Origin of the sequence: Kitasatospora sp. NBC_01302 (genome assembly GCF_035976515.1) — a bacterium.
Taxonomy (GTDB): Bacteria; Actinomycetota; Actinomycetes; order Streptomycetales; family Streptomycetaceae; genus Kitasatospora.
On sequence record NZ_CP108404.1, the window covers coordinates 92,950 to 113,732 of the forward strand.

24 protein-coding genes and 1 pseudogene are annotated in these 20,783 nt (G+C 71.4%); 12 read left to right on the top strand and 13 right to left on the bottom strand.

What is annotated here, in order from left to right; genetic code table 11:
• Positions 1–97: 97 nt before the first annotated feature.
• Positions 98–1,102: a YdcF family protein gene (locus OG294_RS00450; RefSeq protein WP_327064330.1), complete on the bottom strand. Its 1,005-nt coding sequence runs from the start codon at positions 1,100–1,102 to the stop codon at positions 98–100.
• Positions 1,103–1,863: 761 nt separating this feature from the next.
• Between OG294_RS00450 and OG294_RS00455 the strand changes: the two genes are divergently transcribed.
• The 5 genes from OG294_RS00455 to OG294_RS00475 all read left to right on the top strand — a co-directional run bounded on the left by OG294_RS00455 (position 1,864) and on the right by OG294_RS00475 (position 4,694).
• Complete coding sequence (locus tag OG294_RS00455; protein ID WP_327064331.1) at positions 1,864–2,232, top strand: PRC-barrel domain-containing protein; 369 nt, start codon at positions 1,864–1,866, stop codon at positions 2,230–2,232.
• 159 nt (positions 2,233–2,391) lie between these two features.
• Positions 2,392–3,420 (top strand): YihY/virulence factor BrkB family protein, encoded by a 1,029-nt coding sequence (locus OG294_RS00460; RefSeq protein ID WP_327064332.1) that lies wholly within the window; start codon positions 2,392–2,394, stop codon positions 3,418–3,420.
• 438 nt (positions 3,421–3,858) lie between these two features.
• Positions 3,859–4,119, top strand: coding sequence for a DUF4235 domain-containing protein (locus tag OG294_RS00465; RefSeq protein ID WP_442789094.1), 261 nt, complete (start codon positions 3,859–3,861; stop codon positions 4,117–4,119).
• Positions 4,120–4,168: 49 nt separating this feature from the next.
• Positions 4,169–4,351: a hypothetical protein gene (locus tag OG294_RS00470; protein WP_327064333.1), complete on the top strand. Its 183-nt coding sequence runs from the start codon at positions 4,169–4,171 to the stop codon at positions 4,349–4,351.
• Between the two features lie 187 nt (positions 4,352–4,538).
• Positions 4,539–4,694 carry a DUF6131 family protein gene (locus OG294_RS00475; protein ID WP_327064334.1) on the top strand — a complete coding sequence of 52 codons (156 nt, stop codon included), beginning with the start codon at positions 4,539–4,541 and terminating at the stop codon, positions 4,692–4,694.
• A 458-nt stretch (positions 4,695–5,152) separates the two neighbouring features.
• Here the strand turns inward: OG294_RS00475 and OG294_RS00480 are convergent, their stop codons facing one another.
• Both OG294_RS00480 and OG294_RS00485 read right to left on the bottom strand, forming a co-directional pair.
• A complete protein-coding gene (locus OG294_RS00480; protein WP_327064335.1) occupies positions 5,153–5,476 on the bottom strand; it encodes a plasmid stabilization protein in 324 nt (107 codons plus the stop codon).
• Position 5,477: 1 nt separating this feature from the next.
• Positions 5,478–6,554, bottom strand: a complete 1,077-nt coding sequence (locus tag OG294_RS00485) for an SDR family oxidoreductase (RefSeq protein WP_327064336.1) — start codon at positions 6,552–6,554, stop codon at positions 5,478–5,480.
• 393 nt (positions 6,555–6,947) lie between these two features.
• On the opposite strand from OG294_RS00485, the gene OG294_RS00490 reads away from it, so the two are divergent.
• From OG294_RS00490 to OG294_RS00500, 3 genes are all read left to right on the top strand, one after another.
• A complete protein-coding gene (locus OG294_RS00490) occupies positions 6,948–7,292 on the top strand; it encodes a hypothetical protein (protein ID WP_327064337.1) in 345 nt (114 codons plus the stop codon).
• Positions 7,293–7,510: 218 nt separating this feature from the next.
• Positions 7,511–7,990, top strand: coding sequence for a flavin reductase family protein (locus OG294_RS00495; protein ID WP_327064338.1), 480 nt, complete (start codon positions 7,511–7,513; stop codon positions 7,988–7,990).
• Positions 7,991–8,035: 45 nt separating this feature from the next.
• The gene (locus OG294_RS00500) at positions 8,036–8,557 is read left to right on the top strand and encodes a DUF6328 family protein (protein ID WP_327064339.1); all 522 of its coding nucleotides are present in this window, start codon (positions 8,036–8,038) and stop codon (positions 8,555–8,557) included.
• Positions 8,558–8,701: 144 nt separating this feature from the next.
• Here the strand turns inward: OG294_RS00500 and OG294_RS00505 are convergent, their stop codons facing one another.
• A complete protein-coding gene (locus tag OG294_RS00505) occupies positions 8,702–9,676 on the bottom strand; it encodes an amidohydrolase family protein (protein WP_327064340.1) in 975 nt (324 codons plus the stop codon).
• A 229-nt stretch (positions 9,677–9,905) separates the two neighbouring features.
• Between OG294_RS00505 and OG294_RS00510 the strand changes: the two genes are divergently transcribed.
• Together OG294_RS00510 and OG294_RS00515 are read left to right on the top strand one after the other, a co-directional pair.
• On the top strand, positions 9,906–10,460 hold the full coding sequence (locus tag OG294_RS00510; RefSeq protein ID WP_327064341.1) for a MarR family winged helix-turn-helix transcriptional regulator: 555 nt from the start codon (positions 9,906–9,908) through the stop codon (positions 10,458–10,460).
• A gap of 294 nt (positions 10,461–10,754) precedes the next feature.
• On the top strand, positions 10,755–10,964 hold the full coding sequence (locus OG294_RS00515) for a hypothetical protein (RefSeq protein WP_327071816.1): 210 nt from the start codon (positions 10,755–10,757) through the stop codon (positions 10,962–10,964).
• Between the two features lie 556 nt (positions 10,965–11,520).
• Here OG294_RS00515 and OG294_RS00525 read toward each other — a convergent pair.
• The 7 genes and pseudogenes from OG294_RS00525 to OG294_RS00555 all read right to left on the bottom strand — a co-directional run bounded on the left by OG294_RS00525 (position 11,521) and on the right by OG294_RS00555 (position 18,386).
• Positions 11,521–12,477, bottom strand: coding sequence for a TIGR03557 family F420-dependent LLM class oxidoreductase (locus OG294_RS00525; protein ID WP_327064342.1), 957 nt, complete (start codon positions 12,475–12,477; stop codon positions 11,521–11,523).
• A gap of 68 nt (positions 12,478–12,545) precedes the next feature.
• Entirely contained in the window at positions 12,546–12,752 is a 207-nt protein-coding gene (locus OG294_RS00530; protein ID WP_327064343.1) for a hypothetical protein, read from the bottom strand.
• Between the two features lie 300 nt (positions 12,753–13,052).
• Positions 13,053–14,996 (bottom strand): YhgE/Pip domain-containing protein, encoded by a 1,944-nt coding sequence (locus tag OG294_RS00535; protein ID WP_327064344.1) that lies wholly within the window; start codon positions 14,994–14,996, stop codon positions 13,053–13,055.
• Positions 14,993–15,658, bottom strand: coding sequence for an ATP-binding cassette domain-containing protein (locus tag OG294_RS00540; protein ID WP_327064345.1), 666 nt, complete (start codon positions 15,656–15,658; stop codon positions 14,993–14,995). Before OG294_RS00540 ends, OG294_RS00535 begins: the two co-directional genes overlap by 4 nt.
• Before the next feature lie 434 nt (positions 15,659–16,092).
• Positions 16,093–16,266: a CsbD family protein gene (locus OG294_RS00545; protein WP_327064346.1), complete on the bottom strand. Its 174-nt coding sequence runs from the start codon at positions 16,264–16,266 to the stop codon at positions 16,093–16,095.
• Between the two features lie 140 nt (positions 16,267–16,406).
• Positions 16,407–16,595 (bottom strand): annotated as a pseudogene (locus OG294_RS00550) (hypothetical protein); the annotation flags it as partial.
• A 3-nt stretch (positions 16,596–16,598) separates the two neighbouring features.
• A complete protein-coding gene (locus tag OG294_RS00555; protein ID WP_327064347.1) occupies positions 16,599–18,386 on the bottom strand; it encodes a thiamine pyrophosphate-requiring protein in 1,788 nt (595 codons plus the stop codon).
• A gap of 337 nt (positions 18,387–18,723) precedes the next feature.
• Here OG294_RS00555 and OG294_RS00560 point away from each other — a divergent pair, with 337 nt between their 5' ends.
• Positions 18,724–19,023, top strand: a complete 300-nt coding sequence (locus OG294_RS00560) for a WhiB family transcriptional regulator (protein ID WP_327064348.1) — start codon at positions 18,724–18,726, stop codon at positions 19,021–19,023.
• A 60-nt stretch (positions 19,024–19,083) separates the two neighbouring features.
• Positions 19,084–19,614: a ferritin-like domain-containing protein gene (locus OG294_RS00565; protein WP_327064349.1), complete on the top strand. Its 531-nt coding sequence runs from the start codon at positions 19,084–19,086 to the stop codon at positions 19,612–19,614.
• Positions 19,615–20,083: 469 nt separating this feature from the next.
• Here the strand turns inward: OG294_RS00565 and OG294_RS00570 are convergent, their stop codons facing one another.
• Positions 20,084–20,365 carry a DUF6479 family protein gene (locus OG294_RS00570; RefSeq protein WP_327064350.1) on the bottom strand — a complete coding sequence of 94 codons (282 nt, stop codon included), beginning with the start codon at positions 20,363–20,365 and terminating at the stop codon, positions 20,084–20,086.
• A 108-nt stretch (positions 20,366–20,473) separates the two neighbouring features.
• Entirely contained in the window at positions 20,474–20,644 is a 171-nt protein-coding gene (locus tag OG294_RS00575) for a hydrophobic protein (RefSeq protein ID WP_327064351.1), read from the bottom strand.
• Between the last annotated feature and the right edge of the window lie 139 nt (positions 20,645–20,783).

Here is a 20,783-nt window from a genome sequence, read left to right on the forward strand (position 1 = left end):
TGGCCGTGGTACACCCCCGGACCGGTGAGTGCGCTCGGCGCCGCCTGAGGCGCTCCCGGGCACGCGCCTGGTTCCGACGCGCGTGCCCGGGAGCGCCTCAGGCCCGCCAGCTGTCTGCCGCGCCGAGCAGGACGAGCAGCGCACACATGCCGACGTTGACCATCCGGTACGACAGGATGACGGCCGCGAACTCGCGGAGCATCGCGCTGGGCCAGTAGTACGCCGCCGTGGGCGCGCCGAGGACCTGACCGCGCACGCCTGCTCTACGGGCGGTCAGTGCTGACCGCAGCACGTGGAAGTTGTTGGTGACGATCACGCACCGGTAACCCGGCCGGACCTGTTCCATCAGGGACCGGCTGAACTCCAGGTTCTCCTCCGTGCTGGTCGACCGGTCCTCCTGCACGATCTGCTTGAGCGGCACTCCTCGTGAGATCAGATAGTCGGCCATCGCCTGCGACTCCGGCCTCCGCTCGTCAGACCCTTTGCCACCGGAGACGACCATCGTCGGCGAGCTTGTGCGCGCGCTCTGCGACCGGTGGACGGCGAGTCCGCGGTCAAGTCGGCTGGCCAGCAACGGCGGTACCTCGGAGCCGTTGATCAGCCCCGAGCCCAGGACGACCACGAAGTCGACCGAGCGACGGACGGTCAGCCGTCCGTAGAGGAGGGAGTAGCCCACGAAGCACAGCAGGAGGAACGAGAGGTAGCCGACCGGCAGCAGCACGGCTGCCGTGGCAATGTGCAGTGGACGGCTGTGGGCTCGTACGGCAACCAGAACCAGAGCGATGAGGGTGAAGACGCCCACGCCGGCCAACAACGAGAGCAGATTGGCCGGCTGGCCGCCCTCCTTGCGGATCACCGTGATGCCGTTGGCCACCAGGATCGTCGCGGTCACCACGCTGGCCACCGTGGCGACGACCGGAAGCGCGCCGCTTGCCATGCGCGTCAGGGCGGTCGGGAGCCGGTCGAGTTCGCCCAGCAGGCCGACGGTCAGGAGCGCGAACGCGAGGCCGAGGAGAACCCCGTTGCCGAAGCGGCGCCGGTCGCGACGGACACGGAGACCGAAGAGCGCGAGGAACAGTACAGCCAGGAGGTATGCGGTCATTCAAGGGATCCTGTGAACGTTCTACCGGCCGACGGAGGACGGCGCCGACTCTGTGGGACCGGCCCTTTCCCGAGCAGCCGCACTCAGGCCGGCCCCGGGTTGGCGTGCGGGGGGCCGGCGTCCGGGCCTTGGGCCGAATCGTGCGAACGGCGTTCGGGCGGCCCCGGGTTGCGGTTCCGCCGGTCGCCGCTGTCCGTCGGCTGCAGCTCGGGGGGACCAGGGTTGACGTGCGGTTCGTCGTCGGCAGTGCGCTCGGGCCCTGGTTCCGGGGGGCCGGGATTGATGGGCATGCTGTTCTCCCGTCGGGTCGGCGACCATTGCGGCGCCCGGCACACGGACCGGGACACCGGTTGTACAGGCACCTGAGGTTGTACAAGCACCTGACCGTTCTTGACGGCGCCAAACACTCGGAAGCCCGTTCGGCGCCTTCTCCCGCACTGCGCTGCTCCTCGTGCCGAGAGTGGGTCCGCTGCTGATCCGCGGGCCGCTCGCGTCGGCGCGGTTGGCGCGGTTGGCGCGGATGGCGCGGATGGCGCGGATGGCGCGGTTGAGGCGGTTGGGGCGGTTGGGGCGGCCGGACGAGGGTGACACGTCCGTCGTGGCGCGGCGTTCAATCCCCCGGTCGGCTGTGCCCGTCCCCGCCAGCTGACCGGCAACGCAACGGCTCACGACCCGTCAGGTGTGAGGCGCGGCATTCGGGGCAGCCAAGGACGCGTCGGCCGAGAACAGCTCGGTGGGCACCTATGAGAAGGGGAACAAGCATGAGCAGCATCGACATCTGGGAGTTCCGCTCGACCTCCGGCCAGGTCCCCGGCACCGACCTGGTGGACTTCCACGTCGAGGCGACCGACGGGCCGATCGGCAAGGTCGACAAGCACTCCGACGAGGTCGGTTCCCAGTACCTCGTCGTCGACACCGGCCCGTGGATCTTCGGCAAGCACGTCCTGCTGCCCGCCGGAACCGTCGTGCGGGTCGACCAGGAGGACAAGAGGATCTACGTGGACCGGACGAAGGACGAGATCAAGAACGGCCCGGAGTTCGACAAGGACAAGCACCAGGACACCGACGCCGGGTCCCGGGAAGCGTACGGCAGCTACTACAGCCCGTTTTACGGCGGCCTCACGTTCTGAGTCGCAGCACGCGCGGATGGGCAGGGGCCAGGACCGGCCCGGATGACGCGCGGCAACTCTGATGCCGCCACCAAAAACACCCCGTGCGCTGGTCCGTTGCCGCCCGATGGCTCTACCGCTGGGATGTGAGTTGCTTTGTGGGACCGACGACCAAAGCCCATGGCGCACGCCGTCGGCGGGCTCAGCGGGAAGGCGGCGGAGCGGGGGGTGGTCGCGGGGATCGACGGTCCGGGCGAAGACGCCTCCGCGTCTGCTGCCCGCGAGGCCCCCGCCTGGCCCGCCGTCTACTGGGCGGCATTGCGACGTACACCGGTAGCTGTGTGGGAGGAGAACCTCACCGACTGGGCAGCCGCGCTGACGTACTACACCGTGTTGGCCCTTTTTCCGGTGCTCCTCGTCGTCCTGTCGGTATTCGGTCTGTCCCAGCCGGCGTCCACTGCCGGCGTGATCGGGCACATCGCGGGGGCCGCGCCGGTCCAGTCGCGGGAGCTGCTGAGCAGCGCTCTGCAGGAGATGGCCCAGCAACGGTCGGCCGCCTGGCTGCTGACCTTCTTCGGCACGGCCGGGGCCCTGTGGTCGGGATCCAGCTACCTCGGGGTCTTCCGTCGAGCTCTGTACGCCATAGAGGGATTGGACAGTGCCCGACCCGTTCGACGAACGGCTCCACGGATCGTCCTCACGGCGTTGGTGCTGGTGCTGTTGCTGGTGGTCAGCGCGCTGGCCCTGGTGTTCACCGGGACTCTGGCCCGCCGGGTGGGCCGGCTGTTCGAGTGGGGGAACGCTCCGATTGCTGTCTGGGATGCCCTGCGGTGGCCGGTTCTCCTGATCATCGCCGTCACGCTGGTACTGGTCCTGTACCGCTCGGGCCCGGCAGTCTCGAGGCCGGTACGGCGCATGGCGCCGGGCGGCGCGTTGGCGGTGGGCCTGTGGCTGGCATCGTCGGCCGGATTCGCTCTGTACGCATCTCAGACGGGAACGTACCGCCGCCTGTACGGCTCGCTTGCGGGCCTGGTGGTGTTCCTCGTCTGGCTGTGGATCTGCAACCTGGTGCTCCTGATCGGAGCCAAGTTCAACGCCGAGCTGATCCGGCCGACCGCGGGGAGCGGCCCGATCCTGGGGCCCGGTACGCGGGACTGCGAATGCCGCTCGGCAAACGCTGCCGGAGACAACCCCACTCCGCCTGGTTGACCTGTGGCGGAGGGGAGTTGACCGCCGATAGGCCAGGCTTACTCGCCGTAGACATTCTGATGGCCCGGCGTTGTGGCAGTGCCAGCCAGACCCGTCAGGCCTTGCGCGGCCGCGATGCCCTGGCTGCCGGCCATGACGGCGGGGTGTGGCGGCGGGGAGTGGCGGAGGTCAGCGGGCGGTGCCGATGGTCCGGTCGGCGTACTTCGTGCCGTCGCAGCAACTGCGTGCGCTGCGCACGCTTCACATTGACCCTATCACCATATGCGTGCGCAGCGCACGCTAATCCGGGGCGGAAGAGCACGTGGACGACCTCACCGACCTGCCCGCCATCTGATCCCCCAGGCAACCTGCGTCCCTGGCGGCGGTTGGCCGCGCCATTTTCGGACAGACGCCAGGCAGCCGCGTCCTCACGGCGGTCGCATGTACCGGGAGATCGTTATGGTGAAGATCTTTTACAAGCCGCTCGGATTGCTGTTCGGCGCCCTCGGTGGGGTCATCGCGGGTGCGGTCTTCAAGCGCCTGTGGGCTCTGCTCGGACATGAGGCGGAAGCACCCCAAGCCACTGACCAGGACCGCACCTGGAAGGAAGTCCTGACCGCCGCCGCCCTGCAGGGGGCGGTGTTCGCTCTGGTCAGGGCCGCGATCGACCGCAGTGGCGCGGTCGGAACCCATCGCCTGACCGGCGCATGGCCCGACTGACGCCCCGGCCCCGGCAGGTATCCACCGGCGACGCAGGAAGGCAAGTCCGTTGACGGAGTTCGACCGTGAGCAAGCCCACCGGAAGTCCAAGGACCTCTCGCATCTCAAGGACGAGGTCGACGAGAAGAACGAGGAACACATCGAGCACGCCCGGCACGACCAGGCTGGAGCCGACCGTCCTGCCCCTGAGCAGGATGCTGGCGGGCGGCCGCAGCAACCCCCGGCCGACTGATCGGCCGTAGTCGAGCCGCCCGATGGCAAGAGCGGCGGGGCGGAGCGGGGCGTTCGCGCGTCATGCCGCGAGCGCGAGTGCCTGCAAGCGGTCCGCGCGCAGTCAGGTCCGGCAGCGAAGGGAGTGAATCCTTCTCCGCACCGGCGGAGAAGTGCATCGGCGGGGGGAGCCAACAACGGAGTTCATCATGATCGCTCTCGGAGTCATCCTCCTCGTCATCGGATTCGTCACCGGTATTTCCATCCTGTGGACCATCGGCATCGTCCTGGCCCTCATCGGCCTACTTCTGTGGGTCATGGGCGCAGTGGGCCACGAGGTCGGTGGTCGCCGCCACTACTGGTGAACACCGGTCGGCTGCACACCTCGAGACAGCATCGTCGCCGGGCCCGGGACGGCTGGGGCACACCCGCCTTGGTCGCTCCGGGCCCGGCGACGGGCGGTCGGCGTCGACGCCCGCGCCGCCAGCCCAAGCCCGGCGACGGCTGGCGCGTCCAGGCGTCACCGGCCTGCGTCGCCGCGGCCCGGGTTCAGTCGGGCGGCTCCGGCGGGCGGGGGCTGCCCGGCTGCGGTAGGGCCGCCGGCTCCGGGCCGGGCTCGGGCGGGCGGTACGGCTCGGGCGGTGGTACGGGTGAGCCGGGTGGCGCCGGCGGGTCCGGTGGCACCGGCGGCTCCACCGGCGCGGGCGGGCCCGGGGGCCTCACGGGTTCCGGCGGTAGCGGCGGTTGCGGGGGCTGGGGCGGCGGGACCGGGCTGGTATCAGGGTCGGGCGGCACGGGAACGGTGCCCATGATGGTGGGGCTCCTATCGGCCGAGGGCATCTTCGAGTTCCTTCTTGTTCATCTTCGAGCGGCCGTGGATGTTGCGCTGCTTGGCCTCGTTGTACAGCTGGTCCTTCGTGGGGCCCTGGGCGCCGCTGTGCGAGCGCTGGCCGCCACGCCGGGAGGACGAGATGTCCTGCAGCGAGCTGCGGCTGGCGGTCTTCGATTCACCGTGCCGGGCGCGTTCCTTGTTCACCGTGCGGGCGGCGATCTCCTTCGCGCGCTTCTCGCTCGCACCGCGGTCCAGTGCGCTGTCCTTGATGTGCTCGTACTGCCGCTCCCGCTTGGGGCTCGATCCGCTGGGCACGTCACGCCCTCCTTTCCGACGACAGCAGGGCTCCTCTGCCCCGCATCCGTGTAAGAAACCCGGTCGCGGCGGCGGGCAAACCCGCTCCCACCCGTCCGGCGGCCCGCCGCAGCCCGGCGGCGACGGCGGCGGGCGCGTGCGCCGCCTGCTGCTGCAGGCTTCGCGCGTGGGCCCGGTCGTCGAAGCGGCCGTGCGCCCCGAAGTCCTTTCCGGCGTCCACCGGTTCGAACAGGTCGTCCGGCTCGCCGACGCGGCGCCGGTGGCCGTCCTGCTGGGAGTCGAACCCCGTCCTGGCCAGGTAGCGGTCCAGCAGCCCGGGCACGATCGCGTTCGCCACCAGGGTCGCCACCGTGCTGGCGCCGACCCAGTACTCGCGCCGGCGGGGACGACCGGCCGCGTGCAGCACGGCGCGGGCGGCGACCTCGGGCTGGTAGATCGGCGGTACCGGCTGCGCCCGCTCGGGCAGGCGGGAGCGGACCCGGTCGAACTGCGGGGTGTTGACCGCCGGCATCTGCACCATCGTGGTGCGCACCCCGGTGCCGGAGGCCAGGAGTTCACAGCGCAGCGCCTCGTTGAAGCCCTGGATCGCGTGCTTGGCGCCGCTGTACGCGCTCTGCAGCGGGATGCCGCGGTAGGCGATCGCCGAACCGACCTGCACGATCACACCCGCGTCGCGCGGCAGCATCCGCTTCAGGGCGGCGCGGGTGCCGTACACGTAGCCGAGGTAGGCGGCCTCGGTGACGCGCCGGAACTCCTCGGGGGCGATCTCGGTGAAGGGCGCGAAGACGGAGGCGAACGCGTCGTTGACCCACACGTCGATCGGCCCGAGCTGCGCCTCGGCCTGCTCGGCGGCGGCCTCCACCGCTTGGGCGTCGGCGACGTCCGTCTCGATGGCGATCACCTTGGCGGCGCCTGCCCGCTCGGCCTCGTGCACCGCCCCCTCCAGGCCGGCCCGGCCCCGGGCGATCAGTGCGAGCCGGTCCCCGCGGGCGGCGAACGCGACCGCGCAGGCGCGGCCGATGCCGCCGCTGGCCCCGGTGATCACGACGGTGCGTGGTGTGGTTTCCCGATCGTCCATGCCGTCCGCCTGTCCGCGATCCGGTACGGCAAACGGGTGGCCGTGCGGGGCGCCGGGGCGAGTCGTAGCGTCGAACCGATGGGGATCCCCGGTCCCGGGCGTGAGTGAGTGAGGGAGGTTGTGATGCCGGCCGCAGCGCTGTTCGATGTCGACGGCACACTGCTCGACACCAACTACTGGCACACTGAGGGAATGGCCCGCAGCACCGCGGGGCCGGGGCGGGCAGCGGTTGCCGGGGGTGCACGGCGTGGAGGTCCTCCTCCATGGTGCCTGCGCCGCTGGCGGGTGCCGTCCGGCACGGTCGCCTGATCACGGTTGCCTGACATGGGCGGGGCGCGCGGGGCCCGGCCGGGCGGGGAGGCGGCCGATGGCTCGCGGACGTACTTTGCTGACATGACCACAGACGAGACGACTGCGCCCGCCGTAGGGGCGCACGGGCAGGACGAGGTGTTCGAGGCGATCAAGGGGGTCAGCCGGCGGCCTTCGCCGTGCACCGGTTTCGAGCACGGCGTGCTGGCGTCCTACCAGTGGGCCACCGGAGCCCAGCCCGAAGCACCCCTGACCGCTGTCCCGTCACCCGGGACCTTGGGGCCCTGCCGCCATCAACTCCTCGCCGAGTGCCGGAGCGCCGCCGTGAAGCTGCGCACGGCCCTGCGCGATGGCACCGACGCCGGCTACGTCCTCGGCTCCTACCAGGCGCTCGCCTGGCTCTGCGGTCTCCACGACGACCGGCCGTGAGGAGCCAGGGCCGCTCGCCGATCCGCGTCCTGGCATCGGGTCGAGAGGAGAGCCGCCGGCCGGGTTGTCCACCGGGGGCGTGCAGGGCGACGGCAGAGGCCCGCACACCGTAGGCACGGCGGCTTCCAGCGACGCGCCCTCCACCCGTCCCCCGCAGCCGGCGACGGGCTTCGGAGCCCCCGGCCATAGCTGCCAGATCCGAGGGAAGAAACAGCATCATGGGTCGATTCGAATCCTTCACCGCCTTGTTGGACTACCCGGTGTACGTCGTCACCGCGGCGGCCGGACAGGAGCGCGCGGGGTGCCTGGTCGGCTTCGCCGGCCAGTGCTCGATCGAGCCACCCCGGTTCGCTGTGTGGATCTCCAAGGCGAACCGCACCCACGCCGTCGCATCACGCTCGCAGGTGCTGGTGGTCCACCTGCTCCCGGGAGACCGACACGAGCTCGCCGAGCTCTTCGGCGGCCGTACGGGCGACGAGGTCGACAAGTTCGCGGCCACGTCGTGGGAGGCCGGTCCGTACGGAGTTCCGGTACTGGCGGGCGCCATGGCCTGGTTCGCCGGCCGTGTGCTGGACCGGGCCGACTGGGGCGACCACCTGGGCCTCCTCCTCGAACCTCTCGACACCGCGACCGCATCGAACGGCAGGCCGCTGACGTTCCACGACGCCAAGGACATCGACGCCGGACACCCCGCATAGAGCGAGTCGGGCTGTCGGGGTGGCACAGGACGAGGGAGGCGCACGGTGGCACAGGCCAGCGGCGAAGACGCGGCCGGGACCGGCCGGCAGGAGACACCTCAGGAACGGGCGGACCGGCTGTGGAGCGAAATGCTCCAAGAGGTACGCGTGTGCCAGACCGGCGCACAGATCCTCTTCGGCTTCCTCCTCAGCGTCGCCTTCACCCCCCGGTTCGCGAGCCTGCCCGACTTCGACAAGAACCTCTACGACGCCACCGTCGTCCTGGGCGCCATCGCCACCGGCGCGCTCGTGGCACCCGTCGCCTTCCACCGCTTCCTCGCCGGCCACGGCATGAAACCGGAACTGGTCCACGTCGCCGGCCGGCTCATCGCCACCGGCCTCGTCACCCTGGCCCTGACCATCGCCGCCGCGCTCCTGCTCCTGCTGCGCACCGCCACCGGCAACGCGACGGTGGCGTGGATCCTCAGCGCCGCCGTCCTGCTCTGGTTCACCACCGCCTGGCTGGTCCTGCCCCAGGTCGTGCTGCGCCGAACGGCCGCCCGTCAGCGCCAGGAGACGGAACGCTGATCGCGTGCGGTCCCGGTGCGGGCAGATGCCGATGACACCCGAAGCCGGCGAACGGCCCAGCGACGGCAGGCGATCAGTACCGACATCATGGGGCACTTCAGGCTGTCACGGTCCTTGCCTGCCGCGGACCTTGCCTGAGGTTGATCAGAGCTCGATGCCGTAAAGCGCCGCCGCGTTGCCGCAGCTGAACTTCCGCCGGTCCTCCTCCGAGGTGAAGTGTCCGACGAAGGCGGTGATGTCGTCGTGGGTCGGGCGCTGGAACGGGTAGTCAGTCGAGAAGATCAGCCGGTCGACAGTGGTGACCGTCAGGGCGTGCCGCAACAGCGCCGGGTTCAGCATGCCGGAGGCGGTGATGTAGAAGTTCGACCGGATGTAGTCCGACACCGAACGCTGGAGGCCGGCGATGCGAGACAGGCTGTTGGCCCGGTCCAGCCAGAACAGCAGCATCTCGCCCCAGTGCCCGAGCACCACCTGGAGCTTCGGGTGCCGGTCGAACGTGCCGCGCAGGATCAGGCGCAGCGCCGCGGTGCCGGCGTCCATGTGCCAGCCCCAGCCGAACGTGGCCAGCGCCAGATCGGTCATAGCGTCGAAGCCGCGGTAGGAGGCGTCACGCAGCGCGTCGGAGGGGATCTGCGGGTGGATGAACACCGGCTGTCCCAGCTCCGCCGCGGCGGCGAAGAAGTCCTCGTACGCCGGGTCGTCCAGGAAGCGGTCGCCGGAGCGGCCGTAGACCATGGTGCCGACATGCCCGGCTCCCGCGGCCCGGGCGAGCTCGTCGGCGACGTGCTCCGGTGCGGACATGGGCAACGTCGACAGCGCGCGGAACCGCCTCGGGTGGCCGGCCACAGCCGCGGCGGCCAGGTCGTTCGCGGCACGGCTGAGCCGCACGGCCTGCTCTGGGGGCAACGGCTGGGTGCCGGGAGGCGTCAGAGCGAGAACCGACACGTCGATCCCCTGGGCGTCCATGGCGGCGATCCGCCCGGCGCCCAGGTCTTCCAGGCGCTGAAGGTTATCGCCCATCTCGTTGAGGACGAGACTTTCGTCCGGGCGCGGCACAGCTTTGAGGGCGGCGGTCAGATCGGGGGTGAGCCAGTGCTCTTCGATGGCGATGAGGGTCATGTTCCAATCCTTGTCCAGAACTTGTCGGAACCCAGGTATTACCAGGGCACTGTCTGACGCGAGCGATGCGGGTGCGGGTGCGGCGGTGCGGGCCGTGCGCTGCCGTGGGTATGACGGCGGCCGGCTGGTCTTCGGACCGGCTGGCCACCGGCTGAGCTTGAACCTTGAACATCAAGCCAAGTGGTGTCAGATCGTGCGTGCCTGTCAGGGCGATCACCGCGTGGGGAACGTGGCTGCCGTCGTCTCAGGACCGGGACGCCAGCGCCTGATCGAACCACGCGAAGGCGATCGGCCCGGCACCGGGTTCTCCCATGTGCGCGAGCCCGCCTCGCACGACCAGGTCCGTATGCGTGGCGTCGCCGCGGGTACTGGCGAGCGGGAGATCGCCGGCATCAGTTTCGTGCAGTTCCAGCTCCTGGTCCGGCTGCGCGACGCGGGCGGGACGCAGACCATGACCCAGATGGCGGACGGCGTGGTCTACAGCCGCAGCGGGATCACCTATCAGGCCGGGCTGCTGGAGAAGGCCGGGCTGATCACCCGCGGCCCGGACCCGGACGACGACCGCGCGACCGCCGTCACCCTCACCGACGCCGGCCGCGCGCTGCTGGACCAGGTCCTGCCCCCGTACGTGGAACTGGCCCGCCGCCTGCTCTTCGATTCGCTGACCGGCGACGACCTGCCGCAGCTGGCCGAGATCATGGCGCGGGTCCGCGACCACATGCGGGCCCAGCCCTCCCGCTCGGCCACGACGGTCCGGCGCCGCCGCGACGACGCCGGGGCTTGACGCTGTCGGGAAACCGTCGAGAAGCTATCGGGAGGAACTGCGACAGCGTCAGATCTCCGTTTCGGCTCCGTCCTCGGCCAGGAGTGGCTGTTCACCGTCGTCCAGGACGTGTTCCTCCCAGAGACGGCCCACTTGGCAGAGCGCGAGAGAGCTGGCGCAGCTCATCGGCAGCCCTCCCGCCCACGGCAACCAGGCTCGGCAGATCACGCAGGTCCACAGCCGCGGTCGTGGCCCTCGTCATGGCGGGCGCGACAACCCCAAATCCGTCTGCTTCCCGCTGATCTGGCCCGAACGATGCTGAGACTCAGGGAGCACCGTGAGCAGCTCGTGGCTGCCCTCTGCGTCGGCATGGCCGCCGTCAGCCTCGCGCTGACCGTCCTCGCCCTGCTGCGGCAGTCCTACCTCCTCGCCGCTCTGGCCGCTGTCACCTGCGTCAACGTGGCCGTCGGAGCAGGAAGGCGAATCGCCAAGGCGCTGAGCGCACCTGGCGAGACGGAGGACTGACCAACGCGGCGGGCCGTGGGAGCGACGGCCCCCAGCATGGCAACCGTCCGGCCCGAATACATCCCGTGTTCGGGCCGGCTCGGTGTGCGGGCACCGGAACGGGCAGCGAGACGGCGCCCGCCGCATCTCGTGGCGCGATCCGCGGTCCGCCCGGTACCCGGCGTGCCTCCAGGGTGCAGCCGGGCGGTTCGGCCGCCCACACCCCCCAGCGGGCGCTGTCCGCACCTGAGGGCAGGAATTCTCCGTTCGGGGCGTCGAGTTCGGCGAGAATCGCGACGGCGTCCGTGTGGCCCTCGGCAAGCCGGGTCAGAGACAGGTCCCACTGAGCCCAGCGGGTGAGCGCCTCCCGACGGGCACGGGTCCGCCCCCGCGCCGGGCAGCGGCAGGTCCAGCTCCCCGCAGGCCGCCATCCGTGTGAACGCCTTGGCGACGCACCGGCGGTGGCCCTCCGCACCGGCACCGGGCCTGGCGGGCTCACTCACCGTCGGGCGCTTCCCAGCGATGGCCCGCAGCCACGCAGCGATCGGGATCGGCGGTGACCGGCTCCTCGGCCTGGTCAGGACCGCAGGGCCGGCAGGACCAGTTCGCGGTAGGCGTCGAAGAACACCTCCTGATCCGGCCCGATCTGTCCGACGTACACCTCGTCGAAGCCGGCTCGCGCATAGGCGCGCACCGTCTCGACGTGCTCCTCCACCTTGTCGCCGCAGGTGACGGCCTCGGCCACCATGTCGCGGGTGACGAGCCGGCTGGCCTGCTCGAAGTGGGCCGGGGTCGGCAGGATCTGGGCGAGCTCCCCGGGCAGCAGCTCGGTCGGCCACAGGCGGTGCACGACGTCGACGGCCTGGTCCCGGTTGCTGCTCCAGCACACCTTCACCCCGCCCACGACCCTCTTGCCGGTGCCGCCGCCCTCCCGGAAGGCGCCCACCAGGTCGGCGTCCGGGGTCATGGTGACGAAGCCGTCCCCGATCCGCCCGGCCAGCCCGGCGGCCTTCGGCCCGAATCCGGACACCAGGACCGGCAGCGGCTGCTCGGGCGCGGTGTACAGACGGGCGTTGTCGACGGTGTAGTGCCGGCCGTGGTGGCTGACCAGGCGGCCGGTGAACAGCTCGCGCATCACCTCGACCGCCTCTTCCAGCATCTCCGCCCGCAGCTCGAAGGAGGGCCAGCGGTCGCCGTGAATGTGCTCGTTCAGTGCCTCCCCGGAGCCGACGCCCAGGGCGAAGCGTCCGCCGAGCAGGACGCTGGAGGTGGCGGCGGCCTGTGCGGTGACCGCCGGGTGCAGCCGCACCGTCGGACAGGTCACCAGGGTGGTGACCGGCAGGCTCACGGCCTGCGACAGCGCACCGATCATCGACCACACGAACGCGCTGTTGCCCTGCGCGTCGTTCCACGGATGGAAGTGGTCGGAGATCGCCAGCCGGGTGAACCCCGCCTGCTGCGCCCGCCGGGCCTGGTCGATCAGCTCCGCCGGGGTGAACTCCTCACACGACAGGAAGTAGCCGTACTCGGTCATCGAACCTGCTCCTCTCCAAACGTCTCCCTGACTTCTGAACGGCGGCTACCCCAGGCAGCGCTTGACCATCACGCTAATCCGAAGATCCTTCGAGCATCCGGCGACAGCACCACAGCCCGAGGCGAGCCCTTCAGCGCCGCAGTCGCCCGTGGCAGGAGACCGGTGAGAAGAACGGTGAGATCGACGACCTCGTCGGCCGTGCGACGGACTGGGCCGAACGGGTGAGCGCCCTGCTGCGCCACCCGGACCCTCTCGAAGGCATCGCGCATCTTCACCGGACCGGCCTCCTGGAGCTGCTGGACGCCGGCAGCGCCACCCTGGCCAGACACCCCGGGCCCCGGGCCGGTCAGCCGTGCCGCATGTCGCCCGGACCGATGAGCGAGGAGGCCGGCCGACCCTGGGAGGTGCCCGGCGGGGTGGCGGCAAGCGGCGGCGGAGCGCCTTCGGCGGTCATCCAGGACTGTGGGCTGTCCTGGTAGGGGCGTCCCGGAGGCCCGGCCCGCCGCATCGCCCGGGTGACGCGCCGGCGCGAGGCGCCACTCTGCATCGACACGCCGGTGCCGGTTGGGGCGTGGTCACAGCTCGATGTCCGGGTGGAGGCGGGCCATGGTCCACAGGCGCCGGCGGCGGGTCACCAGGGTGGTGAGGGCGAGGAAGGCGACACCGCAGGCGGCCAGGACGGCGGCGTCGCGCACCAGGTGCGAGGTCAGGCCACCGGAGACGGTCACCCGCAGGCCGTCGATGAGGTAGGTCATCGGCAGCAGCGGGTGCAGTGCCTGGAAGAAGGCGGGCGTGGTGGCCACCGGATAGAGACCGCCCGAGGCGGTGAGCTGGAGGATGAGCAGGACCAGGGAGAGGACGTCGCCCGCGATCCCCAGTGTGGTGCGCAGGAAGTGGTCGATCGTCACGAAGGAGCCCACCGCGAGGACCAGCAGGGCGATCGTGGCCAGCGGGTGGAGCGGATGGAGGCCGAGCGCCAGGTCGACCACGCCGTAGAGGACCAGGGCGGCCACCGCCCCCAGGGCGGCTGCCGGCAGCCAGCCCGCCAGCGCGATGCTGCGGGCGCGGGCCGGTCCCGCCAGTGCACGGCGGTTGGTCGGCCGGAGCAGCAGGTAGGCGAAGAGGCCGAACACCCACAGGGCGATGCCGAAGAAGAACGGTGCCATGCCGCGCCCGTAGACCCCGGCGGGGTGCAGGTTCTCGCGGTCGATGTGGACGGGCGTGCCGAGCACCTGGGAGGCGGCGGAGATCTGCTGGTCGTCGAGGTCGGGGATGTCGGCGAGGCCGGCGTCGACGGTCTGCGAGAGCTGGGTGGCGCCGCTGTTGGCCTGGTCGGCCGCGCTCTTGGCCGCATCCGCCGCCTGTTGCGCGCTGTTCAGGCCGGTGGTGAGGGTGGCGGCACCGGCGGCCACGCTCCGACTGCCGGAGTCGACCAGGCGCAGGGGGGTGTTGAGGGCGGCGATGCGCTGCTGGAGGGTGGCGACCTGGCTCTGGAGTTGCTGGGCGTCCGTCACCGCCTGCGGTGCCGCGTCCGCGGTGGCCGCTGCCTGGCCGTCCACCTGCCCGGCGGTGGCGTCGGCCTGCCGGATGCCGTCCAGGACCTTCTGGAAGCCCGGGTCCTGGGCGAGTTGGGGGTTGGCGGTGGCGAACTGCTGGAGGTCGGCGACGGCTTGCGAGGTCGTGCGGTGGATCTGGCTGGTCCCGGTGTGCACCGCGCCGGTGCCCTGTTCGGCGAGTTGGGCGGCGGTCGCCAGGGAGGCGGCGACGGTGGGGAGTTGGCCGGTGGCAGCAGAGTTCAGTGTGGTGACCGCAGTGTCGACCTGGCTGATGGCCTGGCTGATCTGCTGACTGCCGGTGGCCACCTGGCCCGCCGCGGTGCCGGTGGTGCTGCCGGCGGCGGCGAGGGCCGAGCTGCCCTGCTGGGCCGTGGTGGTGGCGCCGGCCAGCTGGTGGGCGGCTGTCGAGGCGGTGGTCAACTTTTGCCGGACCTCGGACAGTTGGCCGTAGAGGCTGCGGACGTAGGCCTGGTGGGTGGCCGCGTCGATCTGCGCCTCCAGTTTGGACTGGACGGTCTCGGTCATCACACCGGCGATGTAGTTGTTGGCGTCGTCGAGTTCCATCCGCAAGCCGGCCGGTTGAGGCTGGGAATCGCCCGCGCTGGCCAGCCGGGTACTGAAATCGGTGGGGATCTCGATGGTGAAGGCGTACCGGCCCGAGCGCAGTCCGGCGGCGGCGGTGGGCCGGTCGACGAAGCGCCAGGCGAAGGTTCCGGAGGCCTTGAGCTGCTGCACCAGCTCGTCTCCCGCATCGACCACCTGGCCGCGGGAACTCGTCGCGGGGTGGTCCAGATTGACCACGGCCACCGGGATCCGGTCGGTCTTGCCGTACGGGTCCCAGTTGGCCCACAGGTACATCGCGCCGTACAGCAGCGGGACCAGGCAGAGGACCAGCGGCACCAGGCGGCGCAACGGTCCGCGGAAGCGGCGCAGTTCCAGGAAGGCCAGCCTGAGCGCGGTCATCCGCGGGCCGCCAGATCGCGGGGGCGGCGGGCCGGGCGCGGGGCGGGCAGTCGCGTCGCACTGCGCCGGGGCAGGTCGAGCAGAACGGTGCCCGGTGCGGGGTCCTCCGGCGGTTGGGTGGCCGAGGAGAGCACCGTGCACCCGGTGGCGCACACGGCCTGCAGCGCCTGCCAGGCGCGGTGGCGGTCCGGATCGGGACAGCCCCGGCCGACGTTGTCCACCACCAGTGCCGCGGGCCCGGCGGCCAACGCGAGGGCCGTTGCGAACAGCAGTGCCTCCAGTGGATCCAAGTCCTCGGCCAGGGTCGAGCCGCGTAGCCGCAGGCCCAGCAGGCGGGCCGCCGTCACCACGCCGCGCACCGTGACCGCGCGGTCGGTCCAGCGGCGCTCGGCCACCAACTCGGCAACGCTCAGCCGCCCTTCCAGCTCGAGCGCGGCGTCGGCCCTGGCGATGGCGACCCGTCGGCGGATCCGGTGCGCACCGCGCCCGGGCGCGGTGGCTCCGCCCACCCGCACCACCCCGGTGGTCAGCCGCATCCGTGCGGCCAGCGCCAGCAGGAGTGCCGTACGGCCCGACCCTGCCGGGCCGTGGGCGACCAGCAGGCCGCCGGCGGGCACGTCGAGGTCGACGTTCTCGAACACCGGGCCCCGGGGCCCGTGCACGCTGATTCCCCGTGCATTCACGCAGTCGCCAGTCGTCTTCACGACTGACGGGTAACCCGGTTCGGCGGATCCACACCCGGCCGTCGCCACCCGACGGTTCTCCCGGACCAGTCCGTGCTCCTCCCCCGGTTTCCCGTCCAGGCCGCCTCGGCGGCGCCCGCACGGCCGTACGCCACCGTAACCTCGCCGGTCGGGTCGGTCCGGCGAGTCGGCGTTCACCGCGGGAGCCGGGGTGCGGGGCAGCCCGTCCTGGTCGCAGACCGCGGTCCCGTCACGGGTGGGCTTGGCCTCGTGGGTCCGAACCGTGGAGCAGTCCTCGTGGTGGCGTCGCAGGCCTGGAGGCCGCGCTGTTGCGGGGCTGGGGGTCGACCACGCACGTGCAGCGGTGGCCCCGCCGTTTCCCGTGGGGCCACCGCTGCACGGCGTGAGGGGGGTCAGTGGTCCAGGGCGTCCTTGAGGTGCTCGCCTGCCTGCTTGATGTCGCCCTTCGCCTGGTCGGCCTTGCCCTCGGCCTTCAGACGCTCGTTGCCGGTGGCCTTGCCGGCGCCTTCCTTGACCGCGCCCTTGGCCTTGTCCGCGGCGTTCTCGATCTTGTCGCTGGCACTCATGTCGAGCCTCCGGTTCTGGGTCGGCACAGCATCGAAGCTGCGTTGGCCCACCGCCTGCCCCCGCCAGAAGGGATGAATCCCCCGAATACGTACCCGACGGTCCGGGGCGCGCTGTCGTGGCGCCCGTTCCCCGGGGGGCTCACGGACTCCGCCGCTGCTCCAGCCTCCACCGTGCGCGGCACCACCACGCCGAGCGGGACCTGCCGGTAGTTGGAACCGTCGGTCGCGTACGCCCCGCGGCTGCCCGCGTCGAAGCGGACCTCGCCGTCCACCTCGGCCCGCAGCGCCCGCTCGAGCGCGGTCTGATCCACACGCTCGCTGCCGGTCACCGGTCAGCTCCCTCCGTTGCCGGGCAGGAACTCCTGGATCTTCGCCCTCACGCCCTGCTGGACCACCGATCGCCGGTCGCTGTCGCCCTTGAGGACCGACAGGGCGGCGGCCTTGATCTGGTCCCAGGTGGCGTGCGGCGGGATCGGCGGCACCGCCGGGTCGGTACGGAAGTCGATGACGAACGGCCGGTCCGCGGCGAGTGCCTGGCGCCAGGCCGTCTCCACGTCCTCGGGCTGCTCGACCCGCCTGCCGTACAGGCCGAGCAGCTGGGCGATGTCGGCGTACCGGACGTCGGGCAGGCTCTGCGAGGGCTCGAACTGCGGTGCGCCCTGCATCGCGCGCATCTCCCAGGTGACCTGGTTCAGGTCGTGGTTGTTCAGCACCGCGATTACCAGGCGCGGGTCGGACCACTCCTGGTAGTACTTCGCGGCGGTGATCAGCTCGGCGAGGCCGTTCATCTGCATCGCGCCGTCACCGACGATCGCGATCGCAGGCCGGTCGGGGTGGGCGAACTTCGCGCCGATCGCATACGGCACGCCCGGCCCCATCGTCGCCAGCGTCCCTGACAGCGAACCGCGCATCTCGCCGCGGAACCGCAGGTGGCGGGCGTACCAGTTGGCCGCCGACCCGGAGTCCGCCGCCACCATCGCGTTCTCGGGCAGCAGCGCGTCGAGGGTGTGGACGACGTACTCGGGGTTGACCGGGTCCGCGGGCACCTCGGCGCGGCGCTGCATGACCTCCCACCAGCGGGCGGCGTTGTCCTCGATCGTCTTGCGCCACGCCCGGTCCTGCTTCGCCTCCAGCATCGGGATCAGCCGGCGCAGCGTCCCGCCCGCGTCCCCGACGAGGTTGACCTCGAACGGGTAGCGCAGGCCCACCATGGACGGGTCGAGGTCGATCTGCACAGCCCTGGCCTGCCCGAACTCGGGCAGGAACTGGGTGTACGGGAAGCTGGACCCCACCACGAGCAGGGTGTCGCAGTCCCGCATCATCTCGTACGACGGCCTGGTCCCGAGCAGACCGATCGACCCGGTCACGTACGGCAGCGTGTCGGGCAGCGCGTCCTTGCCCAGCAGCGCCTTCGCCACGCCGGCGCCCAGGAGTTCGGCGACCTGCTCGACCTCGGGACGGGCATGCCGGGCGCCCTGCCCGATCAGCATCGCCACCTTCTCGCCGGCGTTGAGGATCTCCGCGGCCTTTGCGAGGTCCTCCTCGGCCGGGACCGGCGCGTAGTGCGGAACGCCGAGGCTGGAGGGGACCTGCTTGAACGCGTGCGCGGGCGGCTCGTAGTCGAGCTCCTGCACATCGGCCGGGATGATCACCGCGGTCACCGTGCGGCGGGTCGCCGCGATGCGCATCGCCCGGTCCAGCACGTTCGGCAACTGGGCGGGGACGGTGACCATCTCGCAGTACTCCGAGGCCACGTCCTTGTACAGGCTGAGCAGGTCCACCTCCTGCTGGTAGGAGCCGCCCATCGCGCTGCGGTCGGTCTGCCCGACGATCGCCACCACCGGCACGTGGTCGAGCTTCGCGTCGTACAGGCCGTTCAGCAGGTGGATCGCCCCCGGCCCGGAGGTCACCGCGCACACCCCGGTGCGACCGGAGTACTTCGCGTAGCCGACGGCCTGGAAGGCCGCCATCTCCTCGTGCCGGGCCTGGATGAACCGCGGCCGGTCCTCGGCGCGCCCCCAGGCGGCCAGCAGGCCGTTGATCCCGTCCCCCGGGTAGGCGAAGACGTACTCCACCTCCCACGCGCGCAGCCGCTCCAAGACATGGTCGGAAACCTTCATCGCCCACTCCTCCACAGCACAGCTCCGGCCTCTCGATCACCGGAGAGGCCCCACGAGGCACGGCTAACCGCTGGAAAGGCGATGAAACGGCCACAGGTGGCACCGCCCCGGGGACCTCGGCGGTATCACCTCGTGCACGGCTGCCGGAGAGCAGGCAGGCCGAACGCCCGGCGTGGGTACCACGAGTGGTCGTCGGCGACGGGCCGGGCGCCTTCGGGGATGGCCACGGACCGAGCGGGAGCGTGGTCGCCGAAGCCCGAACATGGAGGATTGTTCCGGGGGAAGCCGGACAGACGAGCGTGCGGCCACCTTCCGCGACAACGCAAGGGACTCTGCGATGGTGAACGTCTCCCGGTTGCCCGGCGCCTACGAGCACCACTGGAACTGGCAGTTGCACGGCTCTTGCCGCGCCACCGAGAACAGCCTCTTCTTCCACCCGCCCGGGGAACGCGGCGCGGCCCACGACGAGCGCGAAGCGGCGGCGAAGGCCATCTGCACCGACTGCCCCGTGCGGCTCGACTGCCTGCGCCACGCCCTCACCGCCCGTGAACCCTACGGCGTGTGGGGCGGCCTGACCGAAGACGAACGCCACCGGCTGCTCGCGCGCGGACTGCGCCTGGCCCAGCCGACCGCCTGACACCGCATCGGCCGCCAGGCCGGCTTTCGACACCCATCCGACTCCCCGGAGGACACCCCCATGGCTGACTTCCTCACCGACATCCAGACCCTGCGCGACAAGGCTCGCGCACACCTCATGCAGGGCCCGGTCACCGATGCCTACGCGGCCGACCTCCCGAAGGTGATCGAGCTGCTCAACACCGCACTCGCCACCGAGATCGTCTGCACGCTGCGCTACCGGCAGCACCACTTCATGGCGAAGGGCCTCAACTCCGAGCCGGTGGCCCAGGAGTTCCTCGCCCACTCCAACGAGGAGCAGGGCCACGCCGACCTGCTGGCCGCCCGCATCGCGCAGCTCGGCGGCACACCCGACCTGGACCCGGGCCGGGTGGTGGGCCGCGCCCACTCCGAGTACGTCCCGGCCGCCGACCTGAAGCAGATGATCCAGGAGAACCTGGTCGCGGAGCGGATCGCGGTCGCCTCCTACACCGAGATGATCGGCTGGCTCGGCGACGCCGACCCGACGACGAGGCGCGTCCTGGAGGAGATCCTGGCGCGGGAGGAGGAGCACGCCGAGGACATGCTCACCTTCCTCGAAGCAGAGTCCTGACCCGGGGGGCACGGGGTGGCCGGAGCCTGACCAGGCGGCCCCTCGGGAAGGCCTCGTGATCGTCCGCACACTGCTCGTGCCCCGGCCCTGCTGCTCGGAGTGCCGCTGCTCGGCCACTTCGAGGAACGGGGGCTGGGCGCGCCGCCTTCGGGGCCGGCCCCGGCTGCGCCTGCTCAGCGGTTAGGCGACGGTGGGCGCGGCGGGACCGGCCGGCCCGCGCGCTGCCCCGGGGACGGGGCCAGGAGGTCGGACCGGCTGCCTAAGGGCCCCGGGAGACGGGCGGTGCCTGCCCGGTGCGCGAGCCGCTCTCGCGCACCGGGCAGGCACCGCCTGCGTGTTACCCCCCAACACACAGTGGTCGCGTCCCGGAGCCGGCGGGTAACGGCTCCGGGACGCGACCACTGTGCGGGTGTCGCCGTGATGGTCGAAAATCGGCTGTCACGCTCGACCGTCTCGCGAGATGGCGAGGTCACCGCGGTCGGCGTCGGTGGCTTCCGCCGCGGGCACTCGGCCTGCCCGGTCCCCCGCCGCGGACCGCCGGGTCGGGGCCCGCCCCCGGCGTCTGCCAGGAGCCGGGCTCCGGCCCCGCGGCGTCAACCGGCCGGGTCGGCGGGGGCTGGTGGCGAGCGCGACGACGGCTCCCCCAAACGAACGCACCGATCAGGGCCCCGAAGATGATCAGCGTCGGCACCACCATCACCAGCAGCGCCTGGCTCACGTCGGCGGCGATCAGCCGCACAGCTGACGTCATGCGAACCTCCACGATCATGGCCGGCCGAACGCCGGACGGAGTTCGGCCGGCCGGTGTTCCGCCGGCCGGTGTTCCGCCGGGCAGTGTCCGGACGGACGGCGGCGCGCCTCACCAGCGGTACCAGCGGCTCCGCCCGCCGGCGCCGTCCGTGGCACGCGCGACGAAGCCGATCAGCCACAGGGCGAGAACGACGAGCGCCACCCACCAGAGCACCTTCACGGCGAAACCGAGACCGAAGAGCACAACAGCGAGGAGCAGAACCAGCAAGAGGGCGGCCATGGTTGCCTCATCTTTCTTCGAGCGGTGACCGGGACATCCACCGGCTGTCCCGGTTTCCACGGTTCATGCGCACCGCAGGGCTCCCCGCGCGGCTGTGCGTGGCGGACAGGAGCGCGAATGCATGACGAGGACGAGGCCG

What these genes read in the sequence shown, in the direction of transcription:
- OG294_RS00490 (WP_327064337.1), top strand. Translation starts at nt 6,948, where the DNA reads ATGACCACAGACGAGACGACTGCGCCCGCCGTAGGGGCGCACGGGCAG.
- OG294_RS00450 (WP_327064330.1), bottom strand. Translation starts at nt 1,102, where the DNA reads ATGACCGCATACCTCCTGGCTGTACTGTTCCTCGCGCTCTTCGGTCTC.
- OG294_RS00545 (WP_327064346.1), bottom strand. Translation starts at nt 16,266, where the DNA reads ATGAGTGCCAGCGACAAGATCGAGAACGCCGCGGACAAGGCCAAGGGC.
- OG294_RS00455 (WP_327064331.1), top strand. Translation starts at nt 1,864, where the DNA reads ATGAGCAGCATCGACATCTGGGAGTTCCGCTCGACCTCCGGCCAGGTC.
- OG294_RS00555 (WP_327064347.1), bottom strand. Translation starts at nt 18,386, where the DNA reads ATGAAGGTTTCCGACCATGTCTTGGAGCGGCTGCGCGCGTGGGAGGTG.
- OG294_RS00465 (WP_442789094.1), top strand. Translation starts at nt 3,859, where the DNA reads ATGGTGAAGATCTTTTACAAGCCGCTCGGATTGCTGTTCGGCGCCCTC.
- OG294_RS00515 (WP_327071816.1), top strand. Translation starts at nt 10,755, where the DNA reads ATGCTGAGACTCAGGGAGCACCGTGAGCAGCTCGTGGCTGCCCTCTGC.
- OG294_RS00560 (WP_327064348.1), top strand. Translation starts at nt 18,724, where the DNA reads ATGGTGAACGTCTCCCGGTTGCCCGGCGCCTACGAGCACCACTGGAAC.
- OG294_RS00565 (WP_327064349.1), top strand. Translation starts at nt 19,084, where the DNA reads ATGGCTGACTTCCTCACCGACATCCAGACCCTGCGCGACAAGGCTCGC.
- OG294_RS00505 (WP_327064340.1), bottom strand. Translation starts at nt 9,676, where the DNA reads ATGACCCTCATCGCCATCGAAGAGCACTGGCTCACCCCCGATCTGACC.
- OG294_RS00495 (WP_327064338.1), top strand. Translation starts at nt 7,511, where the DNA reads ATGGGTCGATTCGAATCCTTCACCGCCTTGTTGGACTACCCGGTGTAC.
- OG294_RS00475 (WP_327064334.1), top strand. Translation starts at nt 4,539, where the DNA reads ATGATCGCTCTCGGAGTCATCCTCCTCGTCATCGGATTCGTCACCGGT.
- OG294_RS00570 (WP_327064350.1), bottom strand. Translation starts at nt 20,365, where the DNA reads ATGACGTCAGCTGTGCGGCTGATCGCCGCCGACGTGAGCCAGGCGCTG.
- OG294_RS00460 (WP_327064332.1), top strand. Translation starts at nt 2,392, where the DNA reads ATGGCGCACGCCGTCGGCGGGCTCAGCGGGAAGGCGGCGGAGCGGGGG.
- OG294_RS00575 (WP_327064351.1), bottom strand. Translation starts at nt 20,644, where the DNA reads ATGGCCGCCCTCTTGCTGGTTCTGCTCCTCGCTGTTGTGCTCTTCGGT.
- OG294_RS00535 (WP_327064344.1), bottom strand. Translation starts at nt 14,996, where the DNA reads ATGACCGCGCTCAGGCTGGCCTTCCTGGAACTGCGCCGCTTCCGCGGA.
- OG294_RS00525 (WP_327064342.1), bottom strand. Translation starts at nt 12,477, where the DNA reads ATGACCGAGTACGGCTACTTCCTGTCGTGTGAGGAGTTCACCCCGGCG.
- OG294_RS00485 (WP_327064336.1), bottom strand. Translation starts at nt 6,554, where the DNA reads ATGGACGATCGGGAAACCACACCACGCACCGTCGTGATCACCGGGGCC.